The sequence below is a fragment of the Streptomyces odonnellii genome (genome assembly GCF_000981895.1).
Lineage (GTDB): Bacteria > Actinomycetota > Actinomycetes > Streptomycetales > Streptomycetaceae > Streptomyces > Streptomyces odonnellii.
Genome location: NZ_LATD01000149.1, coordinates 1 through 15,534 on the forward strand (window position 1 = coordinate 1; position 15,534 = coordinate 15,534).

The following is a 15,534-nucleotide window of genomic DNA, read 5'->3' on the forward strand; positions in this document are numbered from 1 at the left end:
CACATGGCTGTGCGCCCCCGGCCCCGCGCCCCACCAGTCCGCGCCGCGCCAGTACAGCTCGTTGTGCAGACAGCGGGCCGCCTCCGAAGTGGCCCAGTTGGACACCTCGTACCAGGAGAAGCCCGCCTCCTCCAGCACCGCGTCCGCGATCAGATACCGGTCCGCGTGCTCGTCGTCGTCCGTCATCGGGACCTCGCCGCGCCGGATCCGCCGCGCCAGCCCCGTGCCCTCCTCCACGATCAGCGCGTACGCCGAGACATGGTCGGGCCCCGCCCCCACCGCCGCCGCCAGCGAGTCGCGCCAGTCGTCGTCGCTCTCCCCCGGCGTGCCGTAGATCAGGTCGAGGTTCACATGCTCGAACCCGGCCGCGCGGGCCTCCGCCACGCACTCCTCCGGCCGGCCGGGCGTATGCGTACGGTCAAGCACCTTCAGTACGTGCTGCTTCGCGCTCTGCATCCCGAAGGAGATCCGGTTGAAGCCGCCCTCCCGCAGCGCCGCCAGATACTCCGGACCGACCGATTCCGGATTCGCCTCCGTGGTGATCTCGGCGTCGTCCGTCAGCCCGAACTCGTCCCGGACCGCCCCCAGCATCCGTACCAGGTCCCCGGCCGCCAGCAGCGTGGGCGTACCGCCGCCGACGAAAACCGTACGGACGGGCCTCGGGTCGTCGCCCAGCACCTTCCTGGCCAGCCGTACCTCGTCGACGAGGGCCGAGGCGTAGTTGTCGCGGGAGGCCAGCACACCGCCCGAGCCGCGCAGCTCGGTCGCCGTGTACGTGTTGAAGTCGCAGTAGCCGCAGCGGCTCGCGCAGTACGGAACGTGCAGGTAGAAGCCGAGCGGCCGGTCCGCCGCGCCCGTCAGCGCATGCGCGGGCAGCGCTCCGGTCTCGGGTACGGGCTCGCCGTCTGGCAGTGCGGAAGGCATGCGTCCAGTGTCCCGTACGGGCCGGGCTGCCCGGTCCGCGCGGTTCCGGCGCCGTGTCCGGGCCCCTAATCACTCCGCCTGGAGCACCAGCAGCGCCAGATCGTCGCCCGGCGGTGTATCCGCGAACTCGTGCACCGCTGTCCGTATCCGGTCCGCGACCCCCTGCGCCGTCAGCCCCACACACCCCGCCAGGACCCGCGCGAGCCCGTCGCCGTCGTCGAACATCCGCGGCCCCGAGCGCCGCTCCGTCACCCCGTCGGTGACACAGAGCAGCGTGTCGCCGGGCTCCAGGTCGAACGTACGGCTCTCGTACCTGACGTCCTCCTCGACCCCGAGCAGAAGCTGCGGCTCCGCGGCCACCCGTACCGTCCCGTCGGGCCGCAGGAGCAGCGGCAGCGGATGACCGGCGCTGGCGAGTGTGCACCGTACGCCGCCTCCGGCGCCCGCCAGCGGCATCAGCTCGCCGTACAGCAGCGAAAGGAAGCGCGCCTGCCCGCCGCCCTCACCCGGAGCCGGCACGGAACCCGGCGCACCCGCACCCGCGCCCACGCCCGCACCACCGCCGCCGACGCCGTCGGTACTGGTACCAGGACCGGTCCCGGTCGCCGCCGCGACGACCAGGGACGCCGATTCGGCCGCCTCCGTGGCGTCGTCGAGGAGCAGCCGGTTGAGCCGGTCGAGGACCCCGCCGACGCGGTAGCCCTCGCGGGCCAGCAGCCGTAGCCACGGGCGGGCGAGGCCGGTGACGACGGCCGCCTCGGGGCCGCTGCCCTGGACATCGCCGAGCATGAAGCACCAGCGGTTGCCCGGCGGGCAGGGGAAGACGTCGTAGAAGTCGCCGCCCGCGAGCCCCTCGTCGCTCGGTTCGTACACCAGGGAGCTGGCGACACCGGGGATACGGGCGACCTGGCTGGGCAGCAGACCGCGTTGCAGTACGCGGCTGATGGTGACCTGGCGGCTGTAGCGGCGGGCCGCGCCGATGGCGAGGGCGACGCGGCGCGCGAAATCCTCCACGAGGGCGGTCACTTCGTCGGGGACGCCGGCCCCGCCGGGTCTGCCGAGCATGAGGGTGCCGAGCGCGCGCCCGTTCGCGACGAGCCGGCAGGCGAGGGCGCCCTCGCAGCCGACGCCGCCGCGTCCGGCGGCATCGGCGCCCGAGTCCGTGGCGTCCGTGGGGTTCGCGCCCGCGCCCGCCTCAGGACCGCCCGTACCGGCGCCCGTGGTACCCGTACCGCCCCGGCCCGTGCCCGTACCACCGGGGCCCGTACCGCCCGTGCCGGCGCCCGTACCGCCCCCGCCCTGCCATGGCACCCTTACCGCACCGCCCCGTGGCAGATCCGGCAGCCGCGGCGGCTCCTTCTCCAGGACCGCCCGCAGCTCCCCGGTCCTGGACTCGTCGGCGTGCCAGACCCGCACGAGCCGGGGCGCGTTGCCGGCCTGTCCGCTCTCGCCGTCCAGCCAGACCGCGCACCAGTCCGCGAGCCGCGGCACCAGCAACTGCCCCGCCAGCGCCGCGATCAGGTCCTCGTCGAGCTGCCCCGCGAGCAGTTCGGAGGCCTCGGCGAGAAAGGACAGCGCGCCCCGGCCGACCCACTCGGGATCGTCCCGTACGGCCCGCCGCGACGCGGGCGCCAGGATCTCCGCGGCCCGTAGCCCCCGGCGCACCGCGGGCTCGGCCGGCTGCCCCGGCCCCGCGTCCCGGCCTTCGAGCGGCAGCCGGGCCCAGACGGTCTTGAGCCCGGGGCGGTAGGTGATGCCCCACCGTTCGGCGAGGGAGGCGACGAGGTGCAGCCCCCGGCCGTACTCGGGTGTCCCGGACGGCCCCTGCCCCTCCGCGTCGCTCTGTATGACGCGCGCGGGATGGTGGTCGGAGACTTCGAGGACCAGGGCGGCCGGTTCGTCCACCGTTCCCGAGGCGTCCTCGGAGGCGTCTTCGAGGCGGCAGAGCAGCTCGACGGTGGTCCCGGCGTGCACCACGGCGTTGGTGACGAGTTCGCTGACGATCACCGCCGCGTCGTCCGCGAGCAGGTCGGTGCTGTGCCGCCCGGGGGCGCACCCCCCGTCGCCCCGGCAGAAAGTACAGGTGGCCAGCAGGCCCTGGCCGGTCCAGTCGGCCAGGGCCGCGCGGGCGAAACGGCGCGCGGCGGACGGCGCGAGCGGGTTGCCGGGCAGGCTGGTACGTGATGTCGACCGCGCGTCCTGCCGTAACGGCACCGGAAGTGCCGGACGATGCGACGGCTCGCGCGGAATCGGAATGGGCCCCACTGCGGCTCCTGATCCCGTTCTGGAGTTGTGCCACTTACGATCCCGACAGAGTGACAGACGGAGCGCGCTCATATGCGCCGAGTTATCGAAGTGGGCAGATATTTGCTTGAAGTTGGCAGAACAGCCAGCTCCCGGCGACGCCGGGCTGCACCCCGGGAGGGGCACCGGCGACACGGTCTCAAACCCCGGGAACGACGTGCGAAACCGCGCCGGACAGAGCAGTCTTGCCCCCGCCGGACGACAGCCGAGGGCCGGGGCAGGGGCCCGTAGCTCGATGTCGAAGGCCGGGGCCGAGAACCAAGGGGCCGCCGAGGGCCGACAAGGAGACCCGGATGAGCAGGTCAACAGCCACCACCGAGCGGGCGAGCATCCTTCTCGTCGATGACATGGAGGACAATCTCGACGCGCTGGAAGCGGTCCTGGCCTCCCTGGACCAGACGCTCGTACGGGCCCGCTCCGGCGAAGAGGCGGTACGGGAGCTGCTGCTGCGGCCGTTCGCGGTGATCCTGCTCGATGTCCGGATGCCGGGCATGGACGGTTTCGAGACGGCTTACCACATCAAACGGCTCGATCACGCGAAGGACATCCCGATCATATTTCTGAACGAGGCCGAGTCCGGCGGGGGTTACGCCTTCCACGGGTACGCCACGGGCGCGGCGGACTTTCTCGCCAAGCCCTTCGACCCCTGGGTGTTACGCGCCAAGGTCAGCGTCTTCCTGGATCTGCACCGCAAGAACAGGGAGGTGGAGCGGCTGCTGGCGCGCGAGCGCGAGCAGTTGGGGGAGATAGCGGGCCGGCTGACGTCGATCGAGGAGGAGCTGCGGCGGTGCGCGCCGGACGATCTCGCGGCGCTGGGCAAGCATCTCGCCCGTATCGGCGAGACGCTCGGCGAGCTGCGACGGGAACAGGAGCGGTAGCAGCGGCCGTCGCGGCCCGCCCGGGCCACTCGGACCCCTCAGCCACCCGGAGCTCTCAGGCCACCCAGAACCCCCAGCCGCCCGGGCACCTCAAGCACCTCAGACCTCCCAGGCACCTCGGGGCCACCCGGACCCCTCAGACCTCCCGCGTCCCCTCGTACATCTCCTCGATCAGGTCCTTGTACTCCCGCTCCACCACCGGCCGCTTGAGCTTGAGGCTCGGCGTCAGCTCGCCGTGCTCGACATCCAGGTCGCGCGGCAGCAGCCGGAACTTCTTGATGGTCTGCCAGCGCTGGAGCCCCGCGTTGAGCCGCCGCACATAGCCGTCGATGAGCTGCCGTACCTGCGCGGAGGCGACCACATCGGCGTACGGCATGCCGCCCATGCCGTTCTCCGCCGCCCAGCCGAGGATCGTCGGCTCGTCGAGCGCGATCAGCGCCGTACAGAAGTTGCGGTCGGCTCCGTGCACCAGGATGTTGGAGACGAACGGGCACACCGCCTTGAACTGGCCCTCGACCTCCGCCGGCGCGATGTACTTGCCGCCCGACGTCTTGATCAGGTCCTTCTTGCGGTCGGTGATCCGCAGATAGCCGTCGGGGGACAGCTCGCCGATGTCACCGGTGTGGAACCAGCCGTCGGGCTCCAGCACTTCGGCGGTCTTCTCGGGCAGTCCGTGGTATCCGGCCATGATCCCCGGGCTGCGCAGCAGGATCTCGCCGTCGTCCGCGATCCGCACCTCGGTGCCGGGCAGCGGCTTGCCGACCGTGCCGGTACGGTACGCCTCCCCCGGGTTCACGAAGCTGGCGGCGCTGGACTCGGTCAGTCCGTATCCCTCCAGGATGTGGATGCCCGCGCCGGAGAAGAAGTAGCCGATGTCGGGCGCCAGCGCGGCGGAACCGGAGATCGCGGCGCGCAGCCGCCCGCCGAACGCCTCGCGCAGCTTGGCGTAGACGAGCGCGTCGGCGATCCTGTGCTGCGCGTTGAGGGCGAACGGTACGGAAGCGGTCCCCGTACGACGGAAGTTGTCCTGGCCGGTCCTGGCGTACTCGCGGGCGATCCCGGCGGCCCATTTGAAGATCCGGTACTTGGCGGGACCGCCGGCCCGGGCCTTGGCCGCGACCCCGTTGTAGACCTTCTCGAAGATGCGCGGCACGGCCGCCATGTAGGTCGGCTGGACGACCGGCAGATTCTCGATGATCTTGTCGACACGGCCGTCCACGGCGGTGATGTGCCCGACCTCGACATGCCCCGAGGTCAGCACCTTGCCGAAGACATGGGCGAGCGGCAGCCACAGATACTGCACATCGTCCTTGCTGAGCAGATTGGTGGCGGCGATGGCCTTGGCCATGTACGACCAACTGTCGTGTGCCAGGCGTACGCCCTTGGGGCGGCCGGTGGTTCCCGAGGTGTAGATCAGAGTGGCGAGCTGGGTGGCGGTGATGGCGCCGACCCGCTCCTTGACCGCTTCCGGGTGGGTGAGCAGATACTCGGTGCCGCGCGTCTCCAGATCCGCCAGGGACAGCACCCAGCCGTCCGGGTCGCCCTCGGCGGGCAGCGCGTCGGCGGTGTCGATCACCACGACATGGGCGAGCCGCGGCAGTTCGGCCCGGCGCTCACGGGCCTTGGCGAGCTGGGCGGCGTCCTCCGCGATCAGGACCCGGCTGTCGGAGTCGGCGAGGATGTACGCGGACTCCTCGGTGTTGGTCGACGGGTAGACCGTGGTGGTCGCGGCGCCCGCGCACATCACCCCGAAGTCGGCGAGGATCCATTCGACGCGGGTGGCGGCGGCGAGCGCGACACGCTCCTCCGGCTCCACGCCCAGCGCGATCAGGCCGGCGGCGATGGCGTACACCCGTTCCGCCGCCTGGCTCCAGCTCAGCGAGCGCCATTCGTCGGGGCCCCGGCCGGAGGGGCGGGGGACGGGGTAGCGGTAGGCCTCCGCGTCCGGCGTGGCAGCCACGCGCTCAATGAAGAGGGTCGCCACGGAGGGCGGCCGGTTCTCGATCAAGGTCTGTGTGTCGCTCACGACGTCCTCCGGGCCCGCGGCTGCGCTGCGTGACTGAACTGAACCGTGCGGCTGAACCATGACCGCCGGGTGACCGCCGGGTAACTAACCGGCGAGTAACTACGGCTCAGTGATCAGACTAGAGGGGACCCGGCCGGTGCGTAAGAGGCAGTACGGCGCCGCTTGAAAAGCGATGAGGAGCGATGGAGGGCGATGAGGAGCAAGGAACGGACGATGAGGAGCGGGGAACGGGCGAGGGTCCTTCACACCGCGGTGTGAAGGACCCTCGCCGATGGCGCCCGCGGCGGGCGGCGCCACCGCTGCTTCTTCGCCGCTACTTCTTCGCCTTGCCGCCGGACTCGTCGCTGGACAGCACCGCGATGAAGGCCTCCTGCGGGACCTCCACACTGCCGACCATCTTCATCCGCTTCTTGCCTTCCTTCTGCTTCTCCAGCAGCTTCCGCTTCCGGGAGATGTCACCGCCGTAGCACTTGGCGAGGACGTCCTTGCGGATGGCGCGGATCGTCTCGCGGGCGATCACCCGGGAGCCGATGGCGGCCTGGATGGGCACCTCGAACGCCTGGCGCGGGATCAGCTCGCGCAGCTTGGCGACGAGCCGCACCCCGTACGCGTACGCCTGGTCCCGGTGGGTGATCGCCGAGAAGGCGTCGACCTTGTCGCCGTGCAGCAGGATGTCGACCTTGACGAGCTGGGCGGTCTGCTCGCCCGTGGGCTCGTAGTCCAGCGAGGCATAGCCCCGGGTCTTTGACTTGAGCTGGTCGAAGAAGTCGAAGACGATCTCGGCGAGCGGCAGGGTGTAGCGGATCTCGACCCGGTCCTCGGAGAGATAGTCCATGCCCAGCAGGGTGCCGCGGCGGTTCTGGCACAGCTCCATGATCGAGCCGATGAACTCGCTGGGGGCGAGGATCGTGGCCCGTACGACCGGTTCATGCACCGAGTCAATTTTCCCCTCGGGGAATTCACTCGGATTGGTGACCGTGTGCTCCTTACCGTCCTCCATCAGTACGCGGTAGACGACGTTGGGGGCGGTCGCGATCAGGTCGAGGCCGAACTCGCGCTCCAGCCGCTCCCTGATCACATCGAGGTGCAGCAGCCCGAGGAAGCCGACACGGAAGCCGAAGCCGAGGGCCGCGGAGGTCTCGGGCTCGTAGACCAGGGCCGCGTCATTGAGCTGAAGCTTGTCGAGGGCGTCGCGCAGTTCGGGGTAGTCCGAGCCGTCCAGCGGATAGAGACCGGAGAACACCATCGGCTTGGGGTCCTTGTACCCGCCGAGCGCCTCGGTGGCCCCATGGGTGAGCGTGGTGATCGTGTCACCGACCTTGGACTGGCGTACGTCCTTCACGCCGGTGATCAGATAGCCGACCTCGCCGACGCCGAGGCCGTCTGCCGGCAGCATCTCCGGGGAGTTCGTACCGATCTCCAGCAGCTCGTGCGCGGCCCCGGTGGACATCATCCGGATCCGCTCGCGCTTGTTGAGCTGGCCGTCGATGACTCGTACGTACGTCACGACACCGCGGTACGAGTCGTAGACCGAGTCGAAGATCATCGCGCGGGCGGGGGCGTCCGCGACCCCGACCGGCGCCGGGACGTCCGCGACCACCCGGTCGAGCAGGGCGTCCACACCGACACCGGTCTTCGCCGAGACCTTGAGGACGTCCTCGGGGCCGCAGCCGATGAGGTTCGCCAGCTCCTCGGAGAACTTCTCGGGCTGCGCGGCCGGGAGATCGATCTTGTTCAGCACCGGGACGATGGTGAGGTCGTTCTCCATCGCCAGATAGAGGTTGGCGAGCGTCTGCGCCTCGATGCCCTGGGCGGCGTCCACCAGGAGGATCGTGCCTTCGCAGGCCGCGAGCGAACGGGACACCTCGTACGTGAAGTCCACATGGCCCGGCGTGTCGATCATATTGAGGATATGGGTCGTGCCCTGGTCCTCACCCGTGCGGGGGGCCCAGGGCAGCCGGACCGCCTGGGACTTGATCGTGATGCCGCGCTCGCGCTCGATGTCCATACGGTCGAGGTACTGAGCACGCATCTGCCGCGAGTCGACGACTCCGGTGAGCTGGAGCATCCGGTCGGCGAGCGTCGACTTGCCGTGGTCGATGTGCGCGATGATGCAGAAGTTGCGGAGCAGCGAAGGGTCCGTGCGGCTCGGCTCGGGCACGTTGGTAGGGGTCGCGGGCACGCGGGGTCCTGATTCTTGAGACGCGCGGCGTCTCGTCTCGGGTGGACGCGGATCGATACGTAGCCTCCATGGTCCCATGGGTGCGGGACTGCGCCGGGTTTGGGCGGGTCCGAGGGTGGCTGGTAGCGTGGTGCGCTGTGTCTCGCGCCATCTCGGTTCGGGACGGATGAGCGGTTCACTTACTCATCGACGCTATTGATTCATCTGATTCATCAAAGCTGAGAAGGCTGTAAAAACGTGGCGAACATCAAGTCCCAGATCAAGCGGAACAAGACCAACGAGAAGGCACGCCTGCGCAACAAGGCTGTCAAGTCGTCGCTGAAGACCGCGATCCGCAAGGCCCGTGAGGCCGCTGCCGAGGGTGACGTCGAGAAGGCCACCGTGGCCGCTCGCGAGGCGTCCCGCAAGCTCGACAAGGCCGTCTCGAAGGGTGTCATCCACAAGAACACCGCCGCCAACAAGAAGTCGGCGCTGGCTGTCAAGGTCGCCTCCCTTCAGGGCTGAGCTGTTCCGCTCCACTTGATTTGACCGCCGGAAGGGACTCAGCGGGCCCTCTCTACCGCTCCTGACCGGCACTCCCGGGCTCGTACGCGACTGCGTTCGCCACGCGGGTACGAGTCCAGTCTCAAGACGCCGGGCCCCGGCGCCGCCCTTCCCCAGGCCGGCACCGGGGCCTTCGTCATGCGTGTGCCTTCGTCATGCGCGGTGCCTTCGTCATACGTGTGGGTACGCGCTGTGGCGGGCGCTACGGCGGGGTACGAGGCCGGCGTGGACGGAGGGCCGCCGTATACGAGGGGCCGCCTGGCGCCCGGCTGAGGACGGTCAGTTTCCGCGGCCGGAGCGGGCGGCGCGGGCGATCGCGACGACCGCCTTCTCCAGCGCGTACTCCGGATCGTCGCCGCCGCCCTTCACTCCGGCGTCGGCCTCGGCGACGGCCCGCAGCGCCACCGCCACTCCGTCCGGGGTCCAGCCGCGCATCTGCTGGCGCACCCGGTCGATCTTCCAGGGCGGCATCCCCAGCTCGCGGGCGAGATCCGCGGGCCTGCCGCCGCGCGCCGACGACAGCTTGCCGATGGCCCGCACGCCCTGGGCGAGGGCACTGGTGATCAGTACGGGAGCGACGCCCGTCGACAGCGACCAGCGCAGCGCTTCGAGCGCCTCGGCCGCCCTGCCCTCGACCGCGCGGTCGGCCACGGTGAAGCTCGACGCCTCGGCCCGGCCCGTGTAGTACCGCCCGACGACCGCCTCGTCGATCGTGCCCTCGACATCGGCGGCGAGCTGGGAGACTGCGCTCGCCAGCTCGCGCAGGTCGCTGCCGATCGAGTCGACCAGCGCCTGGCAGGCCTCGGGGGTGGCCGAGCGGCCCAGCGCGCGGAACTCGGAGCGTACGAAGGTGAGCCGCTCGGCGGGCTTGGTCGTCTTGGGGCAGGCCACCTCACGGGCCCCGGCCTTGCGCGCCGCGTCCAGCAGCGCCTTGCCCTTGGCCCCTCCCGCGTGCAGCAGGACGAGGGTGATCTCCTCGACCGGGGCGTCGAGATAGGCCTTGACGTCCTTGACCGTGTCGGCGGAGAGGTCCTGCGCGTTCCGTACGACGACGACCTTGCGCTCGGCGAACAGCGACGGGCTGGTCAGCTCGGCGAGGGTGCCGGGCTGGAGCTGGTCCGAGGCGAGGTCGCGGACATCCGTGTCGGCGTCGGCTGCGCGGGCCGCCGCCACGACCTGCTGCACGGCGCGGTCGAGCAGCAGGTCCTCCTGGCCCACGGCGAGCGTGACCGGGGCGAGGAGATCGTCGGGGGAAGACTTTCTGGTGGCCATCGCGCTCCAGCATGGCACGCACCACTGACAGCGCGGGCCGTCGGCCCAAGGGGCGAACTCCGGCGCGGGCGCCGGTCGGGGACGACCCCGCTCGGCGCCGGTCGGGGTCGCCAGGCCGACCAGCAAGCTCGGCGTCGGTCGAGGTCGTCCGGCCGACCAGTTTGCTCGGCGTCGGTCGGGGTCGTCCGGTGGGCCAGGTCGCTCGCCGCCGGTCAGATCGCCCGCTCGGGCGCTCGATCGGTCGGCTGCTCAGTCAGGTCGCTCGATCAGGCGCGGTCGGTCGGGCGCACGGCCGGCCGGGCTGCTCGGCCGGGTCGCACGGTTGTTGTTGGTGCAAGCCGCTGCCGGTGCCCGGCTCAGTACGCTTCCCGCCAGCCGTCCCAGTCCGCCACGAACTCGTCCAGCGCCGCGCCGTCCAGCCGCGCCTCCGGGTCCTCCACGACCACCAGCCACTGGGCGTCCTCGGCGTCGTCCTCGCCGGCCAGAGCGTCCCGGATCACCCGCGGTTCGTCGCCCGCGCCGAACCGCTCACCCAGCGCCTGCGCCACTTCTTCCGCGGCCTCGCGGTCGGGCAGGACCAGTACATGTCTCACATCGCTCACGGCCGTATTGTCCCAGCCGGTCGCTCCGGCCAGTCGCTCCGGCCAGTCGTCGCGGCCGGACCGGTCCGCCGGGGCGGGTGATCAGCCCTTGGGGACGATCTGGATATCCATCTCGATCTTGATGCTGGATCCCACGACCGCGATGCCCCGCGCGAGCATCGACTGCCAGTTGACGGTGTAGTCCTCGCGGTGCAGTTCGGTGGTGGCGCGGACGGCCGCGCGGGTCTCGCCCTCCATTCCGTTGCCTATGCCCAGGTATTGGGTGTCGAGGGTGATGGTCCGGGTCACGCCGTGCAGGGTGAGCGCCCCGGTGACCCCCCAGTTGTTGCCGCCCCGGTGGACGAAGCGGTCGCTGTAGAACTCCAGCGTCGGGTAGTTGGCCACATCGAGGAAGTCGGCCGACCGCAGATGGTCGTCACGCATCTGCACACTGGTGTCGATAGACGCGGCACCGATGACCACATGCATCGCCGACTCGTCCATCGTCTCGCCGATCCTGATCGCCCCGGCGAAGTTGTCGAACCGCCCGTGGACCCGGGCGAGTCCGATGTGACGTGCGATGAAACCGATCCGTGAGTGGGCCGGTTCGATCTCCCATTCGCCGGGGGCGGGCAGCGGAAGCGACGGCGCCACCTGAAGGGTGATGTCCCCCAGGCCCGAGGAGTCCGCTCCGTCGGTGATCCACGCGTTGCCCCGGTACGGAGTGAAGCTGTCGGCCGAGATGGCCACCCGGTACTCCCCGAAGGGGACCATCGCCACGATCATGCCGAACGGGTCGGTCTCCCCGCTCACGATCTTGCGGCCGCCACTGTCGCTCACCGTGAACTCGGCCCGTACGACAGGCTCGTTGACCGGGTCGAGGACCCGGCAGATCAGCAGACCCGCACCGGGCGGCACGGACAGTCCCGCGAGCGGGTTGTTTCTCTGCTGCGTGGCCGTCCGTCGGCCGAGAAGGCGGCTCATCATGCTGTACGTACCTCTGTGCGTTCGGGCTCTGCGGGGCCGCGCACGGCCGGACATCCTTGTCGGGGCGGCGACCCATGACGAGTAGGCATTCGACCACCCGTGCCCCGTTCGAGGCAAACGTACGGACAGATAGCGAACTCAGGTACTACACACCGCCGACGGAAGATTGCCGGAGCCCCCCGCCCCGGGCGGACCCCGCGCCATATGCCCCGCGCTCCCGGCCCGAGCGGCCTCCGGACCGGACCGGCCCCGGGGCACCGCGCGCAGCCCCGCGCCCGCTCCCACCACCGCGATCGCGCCATCCATGTCCGTCCGCAGCACCGCCGCTCCCGCGGCACGCAGCGCCCCGACCGTGCGGGGTGACGGGTGGCCGTACGGGTTGTCCCGGCCGGCGGAGATCAGGGCGAGCCGGGGCCGGACCGCTCGTAGCAGCCCCGGATCCTGGAACGGCGAACCGTGGTGGGCCACTTTGAGCACATCCACCGGCGGCAGCACCGGCCAGTCGCTCAACAGGCCCTGCTGAGCGGGCGGTTCAAGATCACCGAGCAGCAACAGCGCGGGGCCTCGCTCGACCCCTACGAACAGCGTGACGCTGGAGTCGTTGGGCTCCTCGCCGACCGGCCCCGGACCGGGCCGGGGCCACAGCACCCGCCAGGTGAGCGGCCCGGTCCGCCGACGCTCCCCCGGCTCCGCGCGGACGACGGGCACCCCCGCCCCGGCGGCGGTCCTCCGTACGAACGCGGCCTGCTCCGGCGGCTCTTCGGACGTCGTCGTCTGGATCGCGCCGACCGCCCTGCCCCGCAGCACACCGGGCAGCCCGGCCACATGGTCGGCGTGGAAGTGGGTGAGCAGCAGCAGCGGAACGCGCGTGACCCCGAGATCCCGCAGACACCGGTCGGCCGGCCCGGGTTCGGGACCGGTGTCCACCACCACCGCCGTCCCCTCCCCCGCCGCGAGCACCGCCATGTCGCCCTGTCCCACATCACACATCGCGAACGCCCAGCCCGGCGGCGGCCAGCCGGTGACGATCCGGGTGAACGGCGGCGGCCGCATGACCGCGAGCAGCAGGAACACCGCACAGGCCGCGGCCGTCCAGGGATGGCGCGGGATCCGTCGTACGGCGAACACGACCAGGACCGTCAGCGCGGCCAGCAGCAGCCCGCCCCGCCAGCCGCCCGGCCAGGTGATCCCCGCACCCGGCAGGGCCGCGCCACCGCGGGCGACGGACGCGATCCAGCCCGCGGGCCAGCCGCCGCACCGGGCCAGCGCCTCCGCCACAGGCATCGCGACCGGCACCATGGCGAGGGCCGCGAACCCGAGAACCGTGGCCGGGGCGACGGCCAGTTCGGCGAGGAGATTGCACGGGATCGCCACCAGACTGACCCGGGCCGCGAACACCGCCACCACCGGCGCGCACACCGCCTGCGCCGCCCCCGCCGCGGCCAGCGCCTCCGCGAGTCGTGCAGGCACCCCGCGCCGCCGCAGCGCGTCGGCCCACCGCGGCCCGATGACGAGCAGCGAGCCGGTGGCCAGCACGGAGAGGAGGAAGCCGTAACTGCGGGCCAGCTCCGGGTCGTACAGCACCAGCAGCAGGACGGCGGCGGCCAGCGCGGGAATCAGCGTCCTGCGCCGGCCCGTGCCGATGGCCAGCAGGGTGATCAGCCCGCAGGCGGCGGCCCGCAGCACACTGGGCTCCGGCCGGCAGACGACCACAAAACCGAGTGTGAGCGCCCCGCCGCCCAGCGCGGTCCACCGCAGCGGGATCCGCAGACGCGGTGCGAGTCCGCGCCGCTCCGCCCGTACGGCCAGCCCCGGTGGCCCGATCAGCAGGGCGAGCACAATGGTCAGATTGCTTCCGGAGACGGCCAGCAGGTGGGTGAGATCGGTCGCCGTGAAGGCCTCGTGCAGCTCGGGGGTCACCCGGGAGGTGTCGCCGACGACCAGTCCCGGCAGCAGCGCGCGGGCGTCCGGCGCGAGTTCGTCGGTCGCCTCGCGCAACCCGGCCCGGAGATCTCCGGCCATGCGCTGCAGACGAGTTGGCTGTCCGATGACACGCGGTGGCCCCTTTCCTTCCACCCGCAGGGCCGCCGCATACGGGTCGTCGTCGTGCAGCGGGGGCGAGAGCCGGCCGGTCAGCCGCAGCCGGGTGGAGGGCAGCAGCCGCTGCCACCGGCCGGCGTGCTCACCGGGCCCGGCGATCACCAGGACAGGTGTCCGGCCCGTGGTGGTCCTCCCGCCCGGTCCCGTCACCTGCGTGAGATCCGCGTCGAGCACAAATCCTCCGCCGGTCATCCGGTCGCCGAAGACCCTGGGACGGGTGGACCGCGGATCGGAGGTGACCGTCAACTCCACCGAGACACGGGCATACCGCTCCGCGAGGCCGGGCACGGGTCCCCGGTGCGCGTCCGCGGTGTGCAGCCCGGCCGACGCCGCTCCGGCCGACGCACACAGCAGTGCCCCCGCGACGGCGACACCGCCCAGCGGCCGCCGCCGCCCGGCACCGCACCAGGCGAGCAGCAGCCCCGCCACCGCCAGACACACCAGCACACCGACAGCCGTCCAGAGTCCTGGAGCACCCGCCGCGAGGGCAGCCGCGCCCCAGGCCGCCAGCGCGAGCGGAACCAGCCGCAGGTCGGCCGGCCCCTCCTCCCAACGCGGCTCCGCAGGGTCCGGGCGGTGCCCGACCGGCCCCTGGACCATGGGGCGCGTCATGGCCGTACGAGCGGTTGGAGGTCCGCGAACCTGCGCGCGCCGATCCCGTTGACCTCGCGAAGCTCCTCGATGGACCGGAATCCGCCGTGCTCGGTGCGGTAGTCGATGATGTGCCGGGCGAGTACGGGCCCCACTCCGGGGAGTGTGTCGAGCTGTTCCAGCGTGGCGGAGTTGAGACTGACCGGCGCGGCGGGCCCCGCCGCGGCGCCGCCGCCCGTGCCGGTGCCCGGGCCGACGGCGGGGCCAACTCCCGTGAGGCCCGCGCCCGGTGGGGCCGGACCGCCCACCACGACCTGTTCGCCGTCCATCAGCACCCGTGCCCGGTTGAGCCCTGTGATGTCCGCGCCGGGCTTCACACCACCGGCCGCGCGCAGTGCGTCGGCGACCCGCGAACCGGTCGGCAGCCGCAGCACCCCCGGCTTCCGTACCTTGCCCCCGACATCCACGACGACCCGGCCCCGCTCCACCGAGGGTGACGAACGGGGCGGCATCCGTGGCACCGCGGCCCCCGCGCCGACCGCCTCCGGCACCTCGACGGACTGGGGACGCCCGGTCCAGAAGTGCTGAGCCGCGAGGATCGCGGCCACCACCAGGACCACCGCGAGCGCCGCGAGGGTCCTCGGTTCGAGACCGCATCTGAGCTGGATCCACAGCGGCAGCCGCTCCCGCAGCGCGGGACCCACCCGTGCCCGCCCGCGCACCGCCTGACCTGCCCCGCCGTCGTCTCCGCCGCCTCCGCCTCCGGGAAAGGCCGGCGGATCCACAGCCGTCACCACCGGCACCCGCGCACGGGCGAAGAGCGCGTCCGCGCGGCGGCGCGGATCCGGCGGGGGCGGGCCCGTACCGTCCACGCGCCCGGCATGCGGCAGGGCCGCACGGGTGCGGACGCGGGCCCGGCCATGGCGGGCGCGGAGATCGGAGCCGGGGGCACGACCAGGGCCACTCGTTACGGAGCGTGTTCGGAGAGTCATGTCACAGACGGTAGGCACATCCGTCCGGCCCCGCTGCACAGGCCGCATTTCCGTGGACAACAAACGGATTGTGGAAAACCCGCTCACCCATAAGAGCGACCCAGCACCCGAGCAACGCCCCGCCAAAACCCCCACCGCGGCCCCGGCCAAGCCC

Annotated in this window: 11 protein-coding genes; 2 read left to right on the forward strand and 9 right to left on the reverse strand. The window is 71.6% G+C overall.

The features are described from left to right. Both hemW and WH07_RS15365 read right to left on the reverse strand, forming a co-directional pair. On the reverse strand, positions 1 to 924 hold a 924-nt coding region (gene hemW / locus WH07_RS15360), incomplete at its 3' end, for a radical SAM family heme chaperone HemW (protein ID WP_046500448.1). Between the two features lie 69 nt (positions 925 to 993). Next, complete coding sequence (locus WH07_RS15365; protein ID WP_408645851.1) at positions 994 to 3,189, reverse strand: SpoIIE family protein phosphatase; 2,196 nt, start codon at positions 3,187 to 3,189, stop codon at positions 994 to 996. Between the two features lie 332 nt (positions 3,190 to 3,521). Here WH07_RS15365 and WH07_RS15370 point away from each other — a divergent pair, with 332 nt between their 5' ends. Next, complete coding sequence (locus WH07_RS15370; protein WP_046500449.1) at positions 3,522 to 4,106, forward strand: response regulator; 585 nt, start codon at positions 3,522 to 3,524, stop codon at positions 4,104 to 4,106. A 136-nt stretch (positions 4,107 to 4,242) separates the two neighbouring features. On the opposite strand, the gene WH07_RS15375 is transcribed toward WH07_RS15370, so the two are convergent. Beyond that, positions 4,243 to 6,132 (reverse strand): AMP-dependent synthetase/ligase, encoded by a 1,890-nt coding sequence (locus WH07_RS15375; protein WP_046500450.1) that lies wholly within the window; start codon positions 6,130 to 6,132, stop codon positions 4,243 to 4,245. A gap of 313 nt (positions 6,133 to 6,445) precedes the next feature. Continuing rightward, positions 6,446 to 8,314, reverse strand: coding sequence for a translation elongation factor 4 (lepA, locus tag WH07_RS15380; protein ID WP_046500451.1), 1,869 nt, complete (start codon positions 8,312 to 8,314; stop codon positions 6,446 to 6,448). Between the two features lie 237 nt (positions 8,315 to 8,551). On the opposite strand from lepA, the gene rpsT reads away from it, so the two are divergent. Continuing rightward, the gene (gene rpsT, locus WH07_RS15385; protein WP_046500452.1) at positions 8,552 to 8,818 is read left to right on the forward strand and encodes a 30S ribosomal protein S20; all 267 of its coding nucleotides are present in this window, start codon (positions 8,552 to 8,554) and stop codon (positions 8,816 to 8,818) included. A 318-nt stretch (positions 8,819 to 9,136) separates the two neighbouring features. Here the strand turns inward: rpsT and holA are convergent, their stop codons facing one another. The 5 genes from holA to WH07_RS15410 all read right to left on the reverse strand — a co-directional run bounded on the left by holA (position 9,137) and on the right by WH07_RS15410 (position 15,380). Continuing rightward, positions 9,137 to 10,129 (reverse strand): DNA polymerase III subunit delta, encoded by a 993-nt coding sequence (gene holA / locus WH07_RS15390; RefSeq protein WP_046500453.1) that lies wholly within the window; start codon positions 10,127 to 10,129, stop codon positions 9,137 to 9,139. Between the two features lie 356 nt (positions 10,130 to 10,485). After that, positions 10,486 to 10,731, reverse strand: coding sequence for a hypothetical protein (locus WH07_RS15395; protein ID WP_046500454.1), 246 nt, complete (start codon positions 10,729 to 10,731; stop codon positions 10,486 to 10,488). An 81-nt stretch (positions 10,732 to 10,812) separates the two neighbouring features. Continuing rightward, positions 10,813 to 11,697, reverse strand: a complete 885-nt coding sequence (locus WH07_RS15400; RefSeq protein ID WP_046500455.1) for a YceI family protein — start codon at positions 11,695 to 11,697, stop codon at positions 10,813 to 10,815. A gap of 138 nt (positions 11,698 to 11,835) precedes the next feature. Continuing rightward, positions 11,836 to 14,409: a ComEC/Rec2 family competence protein gene (locus WH07_RS15405; RefSeq protein ID WP_079023245.1), complete on the reverse strand. Its 2,574-nt coding sequence runs from the start codon at positions 14,407 to 14,409 to the stop codon at positions 11,836 to 11,838. Then, complete coding sequence (locus tag WH07_RS15410; RefSeq protein ID WP_046500456.1) at positions 14,406 to 15,380, reverse strand: helix-hairpin-helix domain-containing protein; 975 nt, start codon at positions 15,378 to 15,380, stop codon at positions 14,406 to 14,408. The genes WH07_RS15405 and WH07_RS15410 overlap by 4 nt, the downstream gene beginning before the upstream one ends. Between the last annotated feature and the right edge of the window lie 154 nt (positions 15,381 to 15,534).

Excerpts from the sequence above, each read along its gene's own strand:
- WH07_RS15370 (WP_046500449.1), top strand. The coding sequence starts at position 3,522 with ATGAGCAGGTCAACAGCCACCACCGAGCGGGCGAGCATCCTTCTCGTC.
- holA (WP_046500453.1), bottom strand. The coding sequence starts at position 10,129 with ATGGCCACCAGAAAGTCTTCCCCCGACGATCTCCTCGCCCCGGTCACG.
- WH07_RS15400 (WP_046500455.1), bottom strand. The coding sequence starts at position 11,697 with ATGATGAGCCGCCTTCTCGGCCGACGGACGGCCACGCAGCAGAGAAAC.
- WH07_RS15405 (WP_079023245.1), bottom strand. The coding sequence starts at position 14,409 with ATGACGCGCCCCATGGTCCAGGGGCCGGTCGGGCACCGCCCGGACCCT.
- WH07_RS15410 (WP_046500456.1), bottom strand. The coding sequence starts at position 15,380 with ATGACTCTCCGAACACGCTCCGTAACGAGTGGCCCTGGTCGTGCCCCC.